Raw genomic sequence first — 16,777 nt, forward strand, 5'->3', positions numbered from 1 at the left:
TCTCATTCTTCGGACCGCGAAGCGGACCCGTCAATGCGCAATCTACCCACGCGCATCGGTCAAATTGGCGGACATACCTGTCCGCCTTTTTACGCGATGGTGCAGAACGATCGACGTGACAAGAACACCCAGTGCATAGCCAGTAAGTACACCAAACGCTCCCAGGCCGAGATGTACCCCCAAACCCCAGGCCAATGGAATTGCCAGCATCCAATACGCCACAACGGAAATCGTGTTGGGGATCGCATTGTCAGAAAGTCCCCGCAATATGCCAAGAGCCGTTGACTGAAAGCAATCGGCCAGATGCACCAATGCCATTGCGCCAAAGAGCAGCGACGCCAACCGTGCAACGTCCGCACTTGGCGCAAGGCCTTCCGACAGCGTTCTGCGGCTTACAAGAACGAATAGAAATACAAATAGCGACCAGCCAAATGCGAGCCAGGTTGATGAGGCCCAGATCATCCGCAATCGGGGCATATCATGTGCCCCGAATGCTTTCCCTGTGCGGATTGAAACCGCAATCATAAGACCAATGGGAACCATATAAAAAATCACCCCAACCGAATGCACAATCTGATGTGCCGCAATGGCAATTGTGCCCAGCTGGCTCATCAGCAACCCGGCAACCGCATAGGCGCCGCCTTCGCCAACACTTCCAACAGCGACTGGAAATGCCTCCTTGAATTGTGCGGAAAGAGTCGCCAGACGGAACCGTCCCAGGCTGCGGTACGACCTCATTGAGCGCGCGACCTTCCAATGCAACGCCAGGGCAGCAACGGCCGCAAGCTTGGCAAGAAAACTCGCCACTCCTGCTCCGACGAGGCCCATTCCATCGAAGCCGGCCCAGCCGTGAATAAATACCCAGTTGAGTGGGATGTTGAGCAGGACGCCGAGCAAAGTGAACAGAACGCCGATCCACGGCCTGTCGATGGCGCTGTAGAAGCCTCGCATAGCGGCCAGAAAGACGTGCGGGACCGCCGCGAAGGACAACGTGATCCAATAGGACTCGAGCAGCACCAGAATATCCCGATTGGGCGCGAGGTCTGAAATCAAGGGAGTTGAGATCAACATCACAACAGTCGAAAAGCTGGCGAGGCAAAAGGTCAAAATCATGCTCGCGGCAATCGCGCCACCGGCAGACGTCTTGCTGTCGGACCCGACCGCTTGGGCCACCTTGACCCCCATGACCGACACAAACCCGATCACTGCCGAATTGACGAAAATAAAGGCGCTTGTCGCCAACCCTGCTGCGGCCAGAGTGCTACCGCCCAATGGCGACACCATCATGGTGTCGATGATCCCCATCAAGAGGCCGGCGACCAAGCCGATAACGATAGGAATTGTCAGATGCACAATATCGCGCATCTCGCGTTGTGAGCTCAGTGCTGACTTTCTTAGATTGGAAGTGAAACGAATTGAAACATGGAGCATGGCTAAACACCTGAGTTGCTGTCTCGCATGACTTAGGTGTGCGCTAAAATTGATCAATGTATTGAATTTTTGCAAAGTATGCGCATATTTGCGGCATGCGTGCATGGAACGAGATTCGAACTGCCGCCTGCGTTGCCCGGCTTGGAACAGTCAGTGCGGCGGCGCAGGAACTCGGCATTCACAGGGCAACGGTGAACCGCCATCTGGATGCCTTGGAACTGGAGCTTGGGGCAAAGCTGTTCATGCGCCACAGGCGTGGATTTACACCCACGCAATTGGGTGTTGAGCTGTTGAGAATTGCGGATGCCACCAGTGACCAGTTCGGCGAACTGATGCGAATGGCGACCGCTGGGGCGACCGAACTCGACGGGCTGTTCACGGTAACTTTGGTCGATGACTTGGTTCCGATCATACTTCCGTATCTTCAGACATTCGTAGCCAGCAACCCAAAAATCGACATGGCACTTGTCGGAAGTGATCGGGTACTAAAGCTTGAGTACGGGGAGGCAGATGTAGCGTTTCGCGTCGGGCCAAAACCGGACCATCCCGATAACGTGGTTGTTCCTATCACGAAATTCAAAATGGGATTTTTTGGGCCATCGGGATTTAAACTGCCTAACAAGCTCTCTGATCTGCCTGATCGCAGTGTTATAGGACCTGACGATGAGGCTCCAAGCGCAACCTATTTCGATTGGCTGCATAGGGAGGTGCCCAAAAAAGCTATTGGCCTTCGCAGCAATAGAATTCCGATACTTTGGGACGCTGTCAGACACGGATATGGCATCGGTTTTCTTCCGCGTCACCTTTCCGGTGGATGCAACCTGACCGAACTGACTGATGCCGAAGAAGATTGGCATGAGCAGGTCTGGATGGTCACGCATGTGGACATGCATCGGTCTTCGAAGATTCAAGCATTCATTCGGGCCGTCAAAGAAGGCAAGCGCTAGCGCGCATAAACGCGCACGATATGCGCATTCGAAGGCCTTTGCTTCCGAATATTCCCTCTCATGTTGTTAACGCCATACGGGTGCTGCCTGTAGTCGCACGAACATCGGACTTCAGGCAGCACCCGTTCGGCTCAGCATCTTTGAAAGGGACAATTCACATGTTGAACATTGTAAATCGGCTCGCACTTGTTCTGTCGGGCCTGATTCTTGTGGGTGCCGGTGGCACAATGCTTCTCGCCCCGGAGGTACTCCACGCCAAAAACGGCGTCACTTTGGGCAATGATCCCAACCTGCTTTCTGAAATCAGAGCACCCGGCGGCTTCCTGTTTCTGGCAGGTTTGACGATCGCGGCGTCCGCCGCCCAAGATCGATTTGTGTGTTTGGGGCTGGGCCTCGCCGCATTGGTGTATTCCTCATTCGGGGTCGCAAGGGTGTATTCGATCTTCGTAGACGGCTTCCCGGTCCAATCGCTCGTTTTGGTAACCGGATTGGAATTAGGGGTCGGTACTCTGGCGGCGATTTTGTCGTTTTACAGCTTTCGGACGGACCAGCAATCGAACCAAAGACAGCAAAAATGAACTCGCCGCTACGGTCGGGACATAGTCGGCGGTCGGCATCCGCTTTTCTGCAAAACAGACCTTGGCGCCTTCATGGTTTTGCCGCGAGACCGAATGCACAGCGCAACGGGTGCGTGTCGACATTGAGGACATCAATTGCATGCCAGGAATGAGGCACCTCAACCACCAGGTCATTGTCAAATTCCTGCGATGCTGCATCACCAATGGTGCCCGGAAAGTACTCGGCTCGTTTGTTTCTCAAGTCGCGGCGAAGTTCCGTTTCCGGTTCTTGCCACTGGCGGCATTCTATGGATTGCTGTAATTCCAAAAAAATTCATTGAGGTATAGAATGATCGATCTCACCGTGCTGCTCACCTACTCGCTGATCGTTCTCGGCTTCGTCTTCATTCCCGGCCCTGCAACTTTGTTGACAGTCGCGCGGGCCACCACTTCTGGCACCAAGGTGGGCATTGCAACCGGCGCCGGTATTACAGCTGGTGATTTTCTCCACACGATAATGGCCGTAGTCGGTATTTCGGCGATCATCGCGGCTTCGGCCACGCTCTTCACTATCGTGAAGTATCTTGGTGCGGCATACTTGGTTTACCTTGGCTTGAAAGCGATCTTTGAGAAGACCTCGGTTGATCTCGGCCAAGGGCGCGTTCCAATTACCGCCCCTCAAGCTTTCAGACAGGCGATCGTCGCAGAAGTTCTTAATCCCAAAACAGCGCTCTTTTTCCTCGCATTCCTTCCTCAGTTTGTCGTGCCCGAAAATGGCTTTGTGGTCGTGCAACTCACCATCCTAGGCGTCGTCTTTGCGCTCATCGGTTTCTTCAGCACAATCGTCTATTCAGTTGCTTCTGGAGGTCTCGGAAACTTCCTGCGCCGCAACCCGACTGTTCTCAAATGGCAGGGAAAAGTCGTGGGAAGCATTTACTTCGCTTTGGGTATTCGCTTGGCCTTGCAAGAGCGGTAAGCAAAATTGCGAACAGCAGCAGCCTCGCCGAGCCGTGCGGTCATCTAGCGCGCCTTACGCTGCAGGGTCGATCAAAGTCTGCTTCGACGAAACTGCAACGCCGCGTATGTCAATGAGGCGAAGGTCTTGAAAGTGCCGGTAGGCGATGGTAGCTAAGTACCGCATGGGCTTGCGGGCACGGCAATAACGCGCTGTACTACTTTGAGGTGCTCCCACCGAGAAAAATGAGGCCAACTGTTTGCGCTCAAGCCCGAACCTTCCTCCGCTTCTGTCGCTTCGCGCTTTTTCAGCCGTTGCGAGGCTTCTGAGTTTTCGGAAGGCAGCGGATGAACTGCTGATTTCGCAAAGCACGATTAGCCATCACATCAGACAGCTTGAAGCGATGCTCGGCACGCCTCTTTTCGTACGGCATGCCCGTAGCATCTCTTTAACACCTGAGGGAGTGCGTTATCTTGCCGAGATCGACGCCGCATTCCGGACGATCACTGATGCGACTGCAGAGCTTCGGGCAGAGGCAGGCCAGGAGACGGTTCGCGTCACGGCGCTGCCGTCCTTCTGCTCAATGTGGCTCATTTCACGTCTGGCCTCTTTTTCGGATGTGCATCCAGGGATTGACATCGAAATCGACCCGACCCTTGAGATTGTCAGCTTTGCACGCGACGAGGCTGATCTGGGCGTGAGATACGGTACCGGCCCGTGGAAGGGCGTGGATGCCCGGCTCCTGCATGTCGAAAAGATTGCTCCCGTTTCACATCCCGAGCGACCCATTCCGCTCGTAGACCTGCCTGACCACCAGCTTCTTACGAGCCTTAAAGAGCAGGAATGGCAGTCCTGGGCGGACATGCGCGGACTAGATCTTGCGGATCCGAAACGGATGCCGCTCAACGACTACAACGTGGTAGTTCAGGCTGCGGTCGACGGCGGAGGTGTGGCGATCGGTCGTCAGTTACTCGTTGAAACTCTCATACGCGAAGGTCGGCTCACTTGGCTGGCAGAACCCGAGATTGTAGACGACCGCCTCGGCTATTGGCTGGTCAGCGCCAAAGGACGGCCATTTACTCGAGCCATGTCGCTATTCGCCGACTGGCTTGCCGAGGCTTTCGCTCAAACCGCAACATGAACCTTTACCACTAAGTGATCTAATAAATAGATCGCTCACGCGCGTTCTTCGAATTGGTAAGAAATCAAGCGAGAAATTAAATTCCTCCTCGTAACAGAAAGGGGGACGCCATGACCAAAGCGCGACTCGATAGACACCCAAGCCACGACAAGAAAGACCTGTTTTCAGATCTCATCGAAAGCAAACCTGCGGCAGACCGGTTTGACGCGCCTGTCGAGCTCGGCCCGTTTCAACGCATCATCGTTGCGGGCTTCCACGCCCTGGTTGCGCGCAAGACCCGACGGGCGCTGGAAGTTCTCAGACCCGACCGTTTGCGCGACATCGGCCTAGATCCGAGCGATATTGATCGCACTGTCGAAGACACCGCTGACCAAGCGGCCGAAGCATTCGCGCGCCGGCTCGACAGTCGCCGTCAATTTGCCGATCAAGGTGCCGGGCTCCTCAACGCAGAGCTCGATTACCTTATGCGCGCCGGAAGGATGCAGCGATGAGTAACCGCGAGCCGTCCGCTTACACGAGCCAGGTCACACGCCGCACAATGCTGCAGATGACTGTGGCAGGCGCGCTCAGCGCGGGCCTGCGACCATCCCCGAGCTTTGGAGAACCCAACATGACCCGACCGACACCTGCCGTACCGGCCGATGCCACGTTTGATGGCACCTGGCCCTTTCCCGCACGCTACACCGATGCGCCCGGATACGCCGCCCACTACGTCGATGTCGGCGAAGGGCCCGAGACTCTGCTTCTGCTGCACGGTGAACCCACCTGGAGCTATCTCTTCCGGCACCAGATCGCTACGTGGTCGCGCCATCATCGGGTCGTGGCGGTTGACCATATGGGCTTCGGCAAGAGCGCCACGCCCAGCGACCGGAGCTATTGGCTGCAGGACCATGTCGACAATCTTGAAGCGGTCGCTCTGGCTCTCGACCTTAGCGACGTAACCCTTGTGATGCATGACTTTGGCGGGCCGACGGGCATGGGCTTCGCAAGCCGCCATCCGGATCGGATAAAACGGATTGTCTCAGTCAACGGGCCAACGCCGTTCGGTCAGGTCGATCTCATTGACCGGCTGGTCGCAAATGCCGGCGAGGCTCCCTGGTTTCAGTGGATCCTGAAAGCGCAAGACGACGGCACGCTTGAGCCGCTTCTGGGCCAGCTTGACTACACGATCCTGTCCACGCTGAAGCTGAACGGCTTCGAAGACGCCTCAATTGTGACGGAGGCCTGGCTCAACGCCTATCGCGCGCCATTCCCGACACCGGCAGAATCTGCCGGCGCTATCGGATGGGCCAAGGGGTTTGCCACCGGGGCACACAGGTTCGAAGAGCCGGACGCGGCGACCCGACAAGCGATGAGTGCCAAACCAGCGCTTGCACTTTGGGGTGAAAAAGACCAGACGCTGCACGCAAAGCACTTTCTCCCACTGTTCAAGGCGGCTTTTCCGAACGGCAAAATTCAACGCCTGCCAGGTGCTGGCCATTACAGCCCAGAAGACGCCCCGCAAAAAGTGGCAGATCACGTGCTGTCTTTCATCGGGTAACTTTTCAGACCCTGCGCACAGAAAGGTCAGTAGCATAGAACCGGCCATGCTTGCCTTGCGCAGTGAAACTGCAATTCGAACCCACAGTGCAATACTCTGCGCATGACACGGCCTACTGTGAAGCGCGCAAAGCCGACAACGATCACGGTGAGCACGGCCTATGGCTGCTTTTTTGTCATTGGATTGAGTTGCCGCGCTGCAGGATGTTCGTGGCAGTATAAGATCAGCCGGGAGTTGGTCTGGCGCGCGTTGAATTCTTGCGACCGCTCCGTTCGGTAGCTTCTATTGCATCGCCAGCCAAAACGGCGGGCAATTCTTGCTTCAAGAAATCGCGGAACGCTTCGAACGCCGGCAACAAGCCTCGGCGCGATGGCATCAATAGGCTGATCTGTGGGCGACCCGCTGTCCAACCCGGCAAGACGCGCACAAGCGATCCGGCTTCCACCTCTGGTCGGCAAACGTAGGCTGGCAGGGCGGCAATCCCCAAGGATAACGCTGCGGCATTTTTGAGCGTCGACATATCATCACTCGCAAAACGCACTCGGCAGGGCACCGATGCGGTTTGCCCATCAACGCCCGTTAGCAACCATTGGTGCGTTGCTCCTGGTCGACCAAGGACCAATACCGGGTGATCGGCCAGCGCGACCGGGTCGTCACCTGGGTCCAAAGTGTCATGGAACTCAGGCGAACAGAACAGGTGCCATTCTACCAGCGCCAGTCGCATTTGGATCAGGCTCGAGTCCGGCAGAGTGTCCATATGTCCCCGGATTGCAACGTCGATCCCAGCCTTGATCAAATCCTCCATCTGGTTTGAGGCCCGCTGCACTACGGTCACGCCGGGATTATCCTGCAAGAAACGTGGCAAGATCTGATCAAGGCCGAATTGTGCCATGCCCACCGAACAGGACACCGTGACGGTCCCTTCAACGGTGTTGGTATTGCGCCGGACGGCGGCTTCGGCGATCTCGAATCGGGCCAAGGCGTCCCTGGCAAGGCGATAGTATTCCTCGCCAACCCCCGTCATTGTGACGATGCGCGATGTGCGCTGCAAGAGGCGCACACTGAGGTCATCCTCAAGTTGTCGCACGCGGCGGCTGAGCCGCGATTTCGGGATGTTCAGCGCGCGCGCCGCGGCAGAAAAGCCGCCCTTTTCAACAACCTGAACAAAATAGAATGCGTCGTTGAAATCCATCCTGAGTCCCGTCATTGTCCCATTAATAGAACGATAAGTTCCAATATTGGCTGATTTTCGTTCAATTGTCTCGCTCATATTGTCAATTCAACAAATGCGAGAGACTGACATGAACACGCAACATATCGACAAGCTCGCAGGCGTACCCTGTGAAACCCATGCCCAAAGTGACGGGCGCGCGATCACCATCGGCGACGGTTTTGAGGCGCAAAACTACCAGCAAGCAGACTTCCGGGGGCTGTTGGACCCGCTGATCATGGTGGATCATTTCGTCATTACGCAGCCCACTTTCGGGACACATGCCCATGCCGGGCTGTCCGCCTTGACGATCATGTTCGAGGACAGCGAAGGCACGTTTCACAACCGCGATTCCCTTGGCAATGACCTCGATCTGGCGCCCGGCGATCTTTATTGGTTCAAGGCCGCGCGCGGGGCCCTTCACAATGAAGCGACCCGTCCCGGCGCCAGAACCCACGCGTTGCAGGTCTTCGTCAACCTCTCCGCAGAGCACCGGCATGACGCCCCGGCCGCCTTTCACGTGGCGGCGGCGGATATCCCAAGGCTTGCGGGCCAGCGCGCAACTGCACGGCTCATCCTTGGTGATGGCGGCGGCCTTCAGGGTGCGGTTGCGCCCGACAACCCGCTGACGCTGCTTGATATCGACATAAAGGCCGGTAGCCAGTTTACGCACACGGGCGACAACGACCACCACCCCTGGATCCTCGCCGTCAAGGGCACGTCCCGCGTGACGTGGAACGCAGGGTCTGCCGATCTGAAGCCCGGCAAGGCCATTGCATTCGCCGATGCCACGAACATCTCATTCTCTTCGGAAGACGACGCCCAAGTCGTCCTGTTCCGGGGCCAACCCCTTCGCCAAACCTTTGTCCAAAGAGGCCCATACGCGATGCGCACCACGGAAGAGCTTGACGCGGTCGAGGCCGCCTATCGTTCCGGTCGCCTCGGATCAATTGACTGAGATCAACACCACTGAAGACCCAAACAGAAGGGAGAAGACCATGACCAATTCGCACAATCCGGAACCCCTGACCCGTGACAATGCCGCCGTCGTATTTGTCGACAATCAGGTCGGGCTAATGACCGGTATCCGCGACTATTCAATCGCCGATTTGAAACACAATATTGTCGGGCTGGCCAAGGCCGCAACGGCGCTCGGCTTGCCGATTGTCACAACTACCACCTCGTCCCAGACACTTTGGGGCCCCGCCATTCCCGAGTTGCTGGAGGCCTTGCCCGATCAGACCTTCATCGACCGGACAACCGTCAATGCATGGGATGACCCACGGGTGGAAGAGGCCATTCGCGCAACCGGGCGGAGCAAGCTGATCTTCGCGGGTCTTTCCCTCGAAGTCTGCGCCGCGTTTCCCGCGATGCGGGCCGTGCGCGAGGGGTTCGAGGCCTATGTCGCCGTGGATGCCAGCGGGACCTTCAACATGACAAAGCGCGAAACCGCCCTTACCCGCTTGGCCCAAGCAGGCGTGGTTGTCGCCGATGGTGCCAGCCTGATGATCGAAATCCTCGCCGACAACGCGAGCAATCAGGCCGGTGATGTCTACAGTGCCTTGGGCATGGATTGGTCGATTCTGGTCGGCCAGGTCCGTGAGAGCGCGTAACGATGCCGTACTTCGCTCAGAGGCCGCGCCATACGAGGCTGACACTCAAGAGGCACCCCTACCCGGGGTGGCAGGTCCAGTTCTACCTGATCTACGCCTCCTCGCTGTTCTGCCTGTTGGCGTCGGGCTGGGCTGCGACGTTGTTCCATTGACATCGGGTTGCCCGGCATCGGGCACCCCCCTGACCGGCGCAATGAACGCGCCTGACATTCACCATCGGAGATTACCATGACCAACCAACCTATCCTTGTCATCGGCGCCACCGGAAAAACCGGGTCGCGCGTTGCGTTGAAACTTGAAGCGAAAGGCGTGACTGTCCGGCGTGGTGCGCGCCACTCCGAAACACCTTTCGACTGGGAGAACCCGACCACATGGGCCCCTGTCCTAAACGGCGTATCCAAAGCGTATGTCACCTACTTCCCCGATCTGGCCTTCCCCGGTGCCATCGAAAAGCTGGAAGCCTTTGCCAAGGTCGCCCTCGACACCGGTTTGCAGCACATCGTGTTGCTCTCAGGCCGGGGCGAGCACTTCGCCAGCATGGGCGAAGAGGTGATCCGCAACTCCGGCCTTGGGTTCACAATCGTGCGCTCGGCGTGGTTCGCGCAGAACTTCTCAGAAGGGTATCTGCGCGACCCGATCCTTGGCGGATTTCTTCCCATGCCCGGCGGCGATGTCGCGGAGCCGATCATCGACATCGATGATATCGCCGATGTGGTCGTGGCTGCCTTGACCAAAGAGGGTCACCTGGGCGAACGGTACGAAGTCACCGGCCCACGCCTGATGACCTTTGCCGAGATGGCCGAGGTCCTTACCACCACGCTGGGACGCCCGATTCAGCACATCCCCATCAGCTTTGAGGACTTCCACGCCAATGTCGCGGCCTCTGGCGATACATTCGTGGCCGATGTCTTTACTGCAATTGCGCGCGAAACACTAGACGGGCGCAACGCTCATACCGAGGACGGGGTTGAACGGGCTTTGGACCGCAGGCCACGAGACTTCGCGGAATTTGCACAAACCGCGATGACCGCCGGGGCCTGGCCCAAAGCGGCCTGAGCCAACCTCATGATTGGGCGGGTGCCATACAGCTCCCGTCCAATTTTTGCATAGGGAGGTAGCGACATGTCCACCATCATCATCCTTCTGTTTCAATGCTCCATACTCGCCTATGCCTTCATCGGCGGCGTTTTTCTCGCGTTCTCCGAATTCATCATGCGGTCGCTGGCGATGACTGGCGGCCATGGCGGCATTGAAGCGATGCAGGTGATCAATCGAGAGGTCTTTCCCTGGGTCTTCATGACCCTGTTTCTCAGCTTGGCAGCGGTGTCAGGATCTATGTAGCCTATGTCGGTGACTTTCAAAAATGGATCCAAGACAACCTCCCAACTTTCACGCAAATTCAAGAGAGAATGCCCTATCTTCTCAAATTAGATGTTTTCACCTGACAGCTGAGAATTTCGCCCACATGTGAGCTGGCAATCGGGTTAGAGTAGAACGACGAAATAGCATCGCATCAGGAGAGCAAAGCCGCGCGTCATGGCGAAGATACCGTCGTTGAAAAGCATTCAGGCCTTCGAAGCGGCCTGCCGGCATTTGAGTTTCAAGGATGCCGCCGATGAACTATGCGTCACTCCGACTGCAATTTCCCATCAGATCAAATCGCTGGAGGATCAACTTGGGGTGCGCCTGTTCCACCGGCTGACCCGCGCCTTGAAACTGACAGAAGATGGAGCCAATTACGCGCCACATATCATTGAGGCCTTCAAGAACATCGAAGCCGCCTCTCTCGCGCTGGAGGAAGACGACCTTGCGGGCACATTGACAATCTCAACAACCGGGTCTTTTGCCGCCAATTGGCTTAGCCCGCGGCTGCGAGGCTTTTACGAGAAATACCCGGAGATTTCGGTTAGGGTTCTGTCTAGCGATCAGCTGGTGGATTTCAAATCCAGCGATGTGGATGTGGCCATTCGGTATGGCTATGGCGATTATCCTGACAGCAATGTGGCTTGGGTCTTGAATGACTGGGTGGCCCCTGTCTGCAGCGTGGAAAAAGCGAAGTCACTGAGTTCACCCGAAGACCTTCTGAAGTCTCGCCTGATCGAATACCAATGGAGCGGGTTTTCCGATGCGGATCCGAGTTGGGAGCGCTGGATGGACGCGGCTGGCTTGCAGACTGGTGATGTCGAGCCCTATGTCACCTATTCCGAGGAACACATCTGCTTGCTGACGGCAAGCGATGGTCATGGTGTGGCCCTGGTCAGCCTTTTGGCCGCCGCGCGTTTTCTGGAACGCAATATGCTGGCCGCTCCCTTTGACACGGCATTGAAGAACAAGAGCTATTTTCTCGTCTGCCCGGAAACTTACGCCAATCGTGCACGCGTTCGTGTGTTCCGGGAATGGCTATTGGACCAAGCAGATGAGTTTCGCGACAGCGCCGTCGGTCAAAGGTTTTTTGAAGACTAGCACGTCCGCAACGATCTAATCCGTCGCTTGAAATTTTGTCATTTCTAAATTGCCGAGAAGCATGCGTTTCTGAACCCCTACCCGACATTGCCATCGTACCCGCCGTCTGTTCAGGCCGTGACCCGCGATAAAGGGGTCTTTGCACGGGAAAACGCCCTTATCCTGTCGGTATCGATGAAAGCCGCTTTCCTCAATGCCCAACAATTTCCATTCCATTTGGAGAACGGAGACCGGGGGTCAGCCTATCCTTGAGCGGCGGCGCAAACAAGAACGCGGATGTACTTGCGACGGCGTCTCATCTGGAGAAGATTTTTTCAGCGATTAAAGATGGGTGAGGTCAGTTCACTCTATTCAGAATTCTCTTCATTTGTACCTGCGCGTCACTGACTTCACTTTTGAATGGTTCATTGCAAACTGACTAGGTGACAAGATGACCACAATCCTGAGAATTGACGCCAGCGTGCGTCGCACCGACAATCCTGTTGCGGCCTATAACTCCATTTCCCGCGCTTTGGCGGACAGTTTCGTGGAAGAATGGAAAAAGGTTGATCCACACGTCGAAATTATTCTGCGTGACGTCGGAATGACACCGCCGGATTTCATTTCCAACGATTGGATCGCGTCCGTCTTTACAGCAGAAGAGGAACGCACCCCTGAACAGAGCGCTTTGGTCAGCTTGTCTGACACGCTAATTGACGAACTCGACCGCTCCGACATCCTGCTGATTTCGACGCCCATGTACAACTACGGCATGCCCGCAGCCCTGAAGGCTTGGTTTGATCAGATCATCCGGATCAACAAGACATTTACGTTTAATTTGGCGCGCGGCGACTTCCCCCTGGAACCGATCATGTCCGGCAAAACCCTGGTGCTGCTGACATCGGCCGGCGAATTCGGCTTTGAGGACGGTGGGATTCGCAATGACTCGGGGCACCTTTCTGCGCACATCAGCACATTGCGCAAGTACCTGGGCGCAGAACGCATGTTCGAAGCTGCGGCCGAGTACCAGGAATTCGCCGATGAGCGTCACAAAGCTTCGGTCGCCTCAGCTCAGGCCCAGGCACGTCACATTGCGCGTGAGCTTGCCTAGCCTTTAGCCAGTTTATGGAAATTAGAACCTGATGAAATGAACAGGTTCTACATTTCCAACTAGTTACAGCTCAAAGTGTGTGAGGCAGGTGGTTATGTCCTGCGCCCTTACTTGAGTGGTTCAAGTCGCTAAAGACACGAAACGGCATCGAATGTAGTTGTAAACCTTCATTTCGGATTGGCAGACAGTTTAAACCAATTTCTTGAATCAACATCCCCTTATTCGAAAGCGGACTTTGCTATGCTGCGTTTTAACGGCAGATTTGTCCCGCACACAAGTCCTTCGGTCGGGACAATTGAACGGCTGCAGTGCGGACTAAATCGCCCCTTCGCTGCGGATGCGCCAATGTCCGTTTCAGGAATTCAGCGTCCTTAACTTAGCCAATGACCGGCGCATGTAATCCACGAACGTCAATGACCGCACAAGTTCATCGCGGGATCGTTCGGAGCTGGTCGCGATCTTGATCGAGGCAAATGCCACAGCATTAAACACCGGAAAGCCAGTCTTACTTCGTGGCTAGGTGAGCAATAAGACTCGAAACTAAGACCTTGCGTCAATTGGTTTAGTTCACAGGTTCAAATTCCTCGATGAACGCGTTCATGATAGGCGTTGGAGATCTGGATTTTCGCCAGGCCATGCCGACATCCATTGTTGGAAGGTCGTCGTTCAGATTCCGCTTCAGGACTCTCAGCCCATCTATCGTCCAGCTACGAAACACGACATCGCTGAGCACGGTGATGGCAAGACCATGCGCTACCATCGTTCGCACGGCTTCGATCGAGGCCGTCTCAAAGATGACCTGCGGTTCAATTCGCGACGTGGACCAGAAAGAACGCGCCTGGCGCTCGGCCTCGTCTGATTTCAGCAGGACAAAAGGATAGATCGATAGATCAGCGAGGGAGACAGATGGTCGCTCTATGATCGGGTGACCGGCAGCGGTCCAAAGCCGTCGCCGGGATCTGTGAAAGGTCCTGAAGGTCAGTTTTCTTTTTTCCTCGATATTTGACGTCAGTAGCAATGCGACATCGATTGTGCCAGCAAGCAGCATCGCCTCCAGCTCAGCACGGGTGGCCTCCCTCAGTTCAACGATCAAATCCGGGTGCTCGCGCCTGAAGCGCGCCAGTTTGGGGAACAGAAAATAGCTGGCGAGCGTTTCGGTCACGCCCACCCGAAGCGTGCCGGTAAGCGGATCGTCCAGTCGGTGCACGCTTTGCGTTGCGCGGGCGACCTGCTCCTGGATCGCAGCGGCGTGGGTCAAAAAGGTTGTGCCTTCGCGGGTCAACTCGAGCCCTGTGGATTTTCGGTCGAACAACTGAACACCAAGACCCGCCTCCAGATCCTGAATGGCAAGTGTCATTGCCGATTGCGACACGTTGACGTTATTGGCGGCGGCTGAAACCTGGCCCGCTTCGGCTACTGCTAGGAAGTATCGCAGCTGTTTCATCGTGAAGGACATTTGAAAAACTAATACTGACTCTTTGGAATTTGAATTTCAAATTCACCAATCCCTCCGTTATGTCAAGACTGACAGCAAAGGATTGGCAAAATGAACCGAATTATGAACCCTGATAGCGTTAGAACCAGAGTGCGGATCGTTGACCAAGATGACCGTCTGGACAGGTCCGGATACATGCCAACGAATGCTATACAGCCAGAGCAAGCCCAAGTGCCCGGGACACCGCACGCGCGGGAGCCGCGGTGGAACGGCCATTGGGCATTGGTCAAATACATCTGAAAGGAACGAGGCACCAAGATGCCCAATGACCCCCTGTCCGATATCGTGCGATCACTGGATCTGACAGGCGGCGTGTTTCTGGATGCGGAATTTTCAGCGCCCTGGGCGATAGCGTCTAAAGTCTCGGAAGAGGATTGTCAGCCGTTCCTGCCGGTCCCGAAACAGGTGATTGCCTATCATGTCGTCACTGAAGGGCGGATGATGGTTGCGCTTGATGACCGGACCGAACAGATGGCCCGGTGTGGGGATGTCGTGTTTCTTCCATCGAACGCGTGGCATGTTCTTTCAAGCGACCGGGGTCTGTCTCCTGCACTTGGCGATGATCTTGTCCTGCCGGCGGCCGAGGATGGGCTTGCTTCCATCCGTTTCGGCGGTGGCGGTGCCAGAACCCGGATTCTGTGCGGGTTCATTGCCAGCAGTTCCGGTCCCAGCCCGCTGTTGGAGACCCTTCCCGAGACGCTTGTCATTCGCATCGAAGACGTGGCCACGCGCCGCTGGCTCGAGGCGTCGATTGCGATGGCCGCCCGTGAACTGACCGCCGGTCGCGTGTCCTCCAACACCGTGATGGCGCAATTGTCGGAGCTGTTGCTGGTCGAGGCGCTGCGGGCCTATCTTGAGACGGCGGATCGTCCATCCGGGTGGCTGGCCGGAATGGCCGATCCGCAGATTGCCGACGTCCTGGCGCGCGTTCACCGTAACCTTGCCAACCCGCATGGTATCGAGGCATTGGCGCGCGAGGCGGGCATGTCACGCAGTACCTTCGTGGACCGTTTCACCGAGATCATGGGTGTCGCACCGGGAGGATATGTCTTGACGCAACGCATGCAGACCGCGCGCAGCCTGTTGCGTGATACGCCGCTGCCCATGGCGGAAATTGCAAATCGCGTCGGCTACGATGCGCCCGAAGCCTTTTCGCGCGCATTCAAACGCTGCTTCGGGATGGCACCGGCAGAATGGCGCGCGGACGCTTCCGAGGCACCGGAATGAGACAGGCCTTCAAAGGTCTTCGGACGAACGATCATGCTGTTCGGATCAGCAGTCATTCGTTCCCAGCGATCCCAGGGTTAGAACGATCCTGACCAAAAGAAAGGATCTGTTATGACCACCAAGAAATACCGCGCCGCGCTTCCGCAACTGGGTGACACCCGTCTTCTGACTGACGGTGGTTTAGAGACAACGCTGATTTTTCACGACGGCATCGACCTGCCGCTGTTTGCGTCATTCCACGTGTTCCGCTCTGTCGAGGAGCAGCGCGCGCTTCGGCGCTATTATGAACGTTATGCCCGGATCGCACTGGCGCAGAAAACCGGCTTTATCCTCGACAGCGCAACCTGGCGCGCCAGTCGGGATTGGGGTGACCAGCTAGGCTATTCGGCGAAAGAGCTTGCTGCTGCCAACCACGAGGCCGTTGCAATGCTTTTCGATCTTCGGCGCGAATTCGAGGCAGATCAGCCTTTCGTCATCAGTGGCAACATGGGGCCGCGAGGGGATGGATATGCACCGGAGACGATGATGACGGCCGCGGAATCGGAAAATTACCACGCCAGGCAGGTTGCGACACTCGACGAGGCCGGCGTCGACATGATCAGCGCGATCACCATGACCCATGCCGGCGAAGCGGCCGGCATCGCAAGGGCCTGTGCCAAGCGCGCCGTTCCGCTGGCGCTGTCCTTTACCGTCGAGACCGATGGACATCTTCCGTCAGGGCAACCGCTTGGGGATGCGATCCGCGAGGTTGACGCCGATACGGCCCATCGCCCCAGCTACTACATGATCAACTGCGCCCATCCGGATCATTTCCGCGACATCCTCGACAAAGGTGAGGACTGGACGCTGCGTATCCGCGGCATTCGGGCCAACGCATCGCGCATGAGCCATGCAGAACTGGACGAGGCCGACGTGCTGGATGATGGCAATCCGGCCGAGCTTGGGCAGGACTATGCGAACCTGCAGCGGGTCCTGCCAAATCTCCGTGTCTTCGGCGGCTGTTGTGGCACCGATCACCGGCATGTCCATTCGATTGGTGAAGCGTGCATTCATGCACCCGCCGCGTGATGACGCTCAAGCGTTGACGTCCCCACATGATGCCGCGACC

18 protein-coding genes and 1 pseudogene are annotated in these 16,777 nt (G+C 56.6%); 15 read left to right on the forward strand and 4 right to left on the reverse strand.

Annotated elements, in window-relative coordinates:
• Positions 1-42: 42 nt before the first annotated feature.
• Entirely contained in the window at positions 43-1,431 is a 1,389-nt protein-coding gene (locus ACOTTU_RS21215; protein WP_425660942.1) for an MATE family efflux transporter, read from the reverse strand.
• Between the two features lie 95 nt (positions 1,432-1,526).
• Between ACOTTU_RS21215 and ACOTTU_RS21220 the strand changes: the two genes are divergently transcribed.
• Together ACOTTU_RS21220 and ACOTTU_RS21225 are read left to right on the forward strand one after the other, a co-directional pair.
• Positions 1,527-2,378, forward strand: a complete 852-nt coding sequence (locus ACOTTU_RS21220) for a LysR family transcriptional regulator (RefSeq protein ID WP_425660944.1) — start codon at positions 1,527-1,529, stop codon at positions 2,376-2,378.
• A gap of 158 nt (positions 2,379-2,536) precedes the next feature.
• The gene (locus ACOTTU_RS21225; RefSeq protein ID WP_425660946.1) at positions 2,537-2,956 is read left to right on the forward strand and encodes a DUF4345 domain-containing protein; all 420 of its coding nucleotides are present in this window, start codon (positions 2,537-2,539) and stop codon (positions 2,954-2,956) included.
• 70 nt (positions 2,957-3,026) lie between these two features.
• Here ACOTTU_RS21225 and ACOTTU_RS21230 read toward each other — a convergent pair whose 3' ends face one another.
• Entirely contained in the window at positions 3,027-3,197 is a 171-nt protein-coding gene (locus ACOTTU_RS21230) for a hypothetical protein (protein ID WP_425660948.1), read from the reverse strand.
• 87 nt (positions 3,198-3,284) lie between these two features.
• Here ACOTTU_RS21230 and ACOTTU_RS21235 point away from each other — a divergent pair, with 87 nt between their 5' ends.
• The 5 genes and pseudogenes from ACOTTU_RS21235 to ACOTTU_RS21255 all read left to right on the forward strand — a co-directional run bounded on the left by ACOTTU_RS21235 (position 3,285) and on the right by ACOTTU_RS21255 (position 6,571).
• Complete coding sequence (locus tag ACOTTU_RS21235; protein WP_425660950.1) at positions 3,285-3,911, forward strand: LysE family translocator; 627 nt, start codon at positions 3,285-3,287, stop codon at positions 3,909-3,911.
• A gap of 238 nt (positions 3,912-4,149) precedes the next feature.
• A pseudogene (locus ACOTTU_RS21240) lies at positions 4,150-4,341 on the forward strand (LysR family transcriptional regulator); the annotation flags it as partial.
• A gap of 12 nt (positions 4,342-4,353) precedes the next feature.
• Positions 4,354-5,031: a LysR substrate-binding domain-containing protein gene (locus ACOTTU_RS21245; protein ID WP_425661080.1), complete on the forward strand. Its 678-nt coding sequence runs from the start codon at positions 4,354-4,356 to the stop codon at positions 5,029-5,031.
• 110 nt (positions 5,032-5,141) lie between these two features.
• The gene (locus ACOTTU_RS21250) at positions 5,142-5,522 is read left to right on the forward strand and encodes a hypothetical protein (protein ID WP_425660952.1); all 381 of its coding nucleotides are present in this window, start codon (positions 5,142-5,144) and stop codon (positions 5,520-5,522) included.
• A complete protein-coding gene (locus ACOTTU_RS21255; protein ID WP_425660954.1) occupies positions 5,519-6,571 on the forward strand; it encodes an alpha/beta fold hydrolase in 1,053 nt (350 codons plus the stop codon). The genes ACOTTU_RS21250 and ACOTTU_RS21255 overlap by 4 nt, the downstream gene beginning before the upstream one ends.
• 223 nt (positions 6,572-6,794) lie before the next feature.
• Here the strand turns inward: ACOTTU_RS21255 and ACOTTU_RS21260 are convergent, their stop codons facing one another.
• Positions 6,795-7,778 (reverse strand): LysR substrate-binding domain-containing protein, encoded by a 984-nt coding sequence (locus ACOTTU_RS21260; protein ID WP_425660956.1) that lies wholly within the window; start codon positions 7,776-7,778, stop codon positions 6,795-6,797.
• Between the two features lie 94 nt (positions 7,779-7,872).
• Here ACOTTU_RS21260 and ACOTTU_RS21265 point away from each other — a divergent pair, with 94 nt between their 5' ends.
• The 6 genes from ACOTTU_RS21265 to ACOTTU_RS21290 all read left to right on the forward strand — a co-directional run bounded on the left by ACOTTU_RS21265 (position 7,873) and on the right by ACOTTU_RS21290 (position 12,947).
• Positions 7,873-8,739, forward strand: a complete 867-nt coding sequence (locus ACOTTU_RS21265; RefSeq protein WP_425660958.1) for a pirin family protein — start codon at positions 7,873-7,875, stop codon at positions 8,737-8,739.
• 40 nt (positions 8,740-8,779) lie between these two features.
• Positions 8,780-9,394: an isochorismatase family protein gene (locus tag ACOTTU_RS21270; protein WP_425660960.1), complete on the forward strand. Its 615-nt coding sequence runs from the start codon at positions 8,780-8,782 to the stop codon at positions 9,392-9,394.
• Between the two features lie 228 nt (positions 9,395-9,622).
• Entirely contained in the window at positions 9,623-10,450 is an 828-nt protein-coding gene (locus tag ACOTTU_RS21275; protein WP_425660962.1) for an NmrA family NAD(P)-binding protein, read from the forward strand.
• Positions 10,451-10,516: 66 nt separating this feature from the next.
• Entirely contained in the window at positions 10,517-10,735 is a 219-nt protein-coding gene (locus tag ACOTTU_RS21280) for a hypothetical protein (RefSeq protein ID WP_425660964.1), read from the forward strand.
• 195 nt (positions 10,736-10,930) lie between these two features.
• Entirely contained in the window at positions 10,931-11,857 is a 927-nt protein-coding gene (gcvA, locus tag ACOTTU_RS21285; protein ID WP_425660966.1) for a transcriptional regulator GcvA, read from the forward strand.
• Between the two features lie 430 nt (positions 11,858-12,287).
• The gene (locus tag ACOTTU_RS21290; protein WP_425660968.1) at positions 12,288-12,947 is read left to right on the forward strand and encodes an FMN-dependent NADH-azoreductase; all 660 of its coding nucleotides are present in this window, start codon (positions 12,288-12,290) and stop codon (positions 12,945-12,947) included.
• Positions 12,948-13,509: 562 nt separating this feature from the next.
• Here the strand turns inward: ACOTTU_RS21290 and ACOTTU_RS21295 are convergent.
• Positions 13,510-14,391, reverse strand: coding sequence for a LysR substrate-binding domain-containing protein (locus tag ACOTTU_RS21295; RefSeq protein ID WP_425660970.1), 882 nt, complete (start codon positions 14,389-14,391; stop codon positions 13,510-13,512).
• A 309-nt stretch (positions 14,392-14,700) separates the two neighbouring features.
• Here ACOTTU_RS21295 and ACOTTU_RS21300 point away from each other — a divergent pair, with 309 nt between their 5' ends.
• The gene (locus ACOTTU_RS21300) at positions 14,701-15,669 is read left to right on the forward strand and encodes a cupin domain-containing protein (protein ID WP_425660972.1); all 969 of its coding nucleotides are present in this window, start codon (positions 14,701-14,703) and stop codon (positions 15,667-15,669) included.
• A 111-nt stretch (positions 15,670-15,780) separates the two neighbouring features.
• Positions 15,781-16,737: a homocysteine S-methyltransferase family protein gene (locus ACOTTU_RS21305; protein WP_425660974.1), complete on the forward strand. Its 957-nt coding sequence runs from the start codon at positions 15,781-15,783 to the stop codon at positions 16,735-16,737.
• Positions 16,738-16,777 lie beyond the last annotated feature (40 nt).

Origin of the sequence: Roseobacter sp. EG26, from assembly GCF_049830555.1 — a bacterium.
GTDB lineage: Bacteria > Pseudomonadota > Alphaproteobacteria > Rhodobacterales > Rhodobacteraceae > Roseobacter.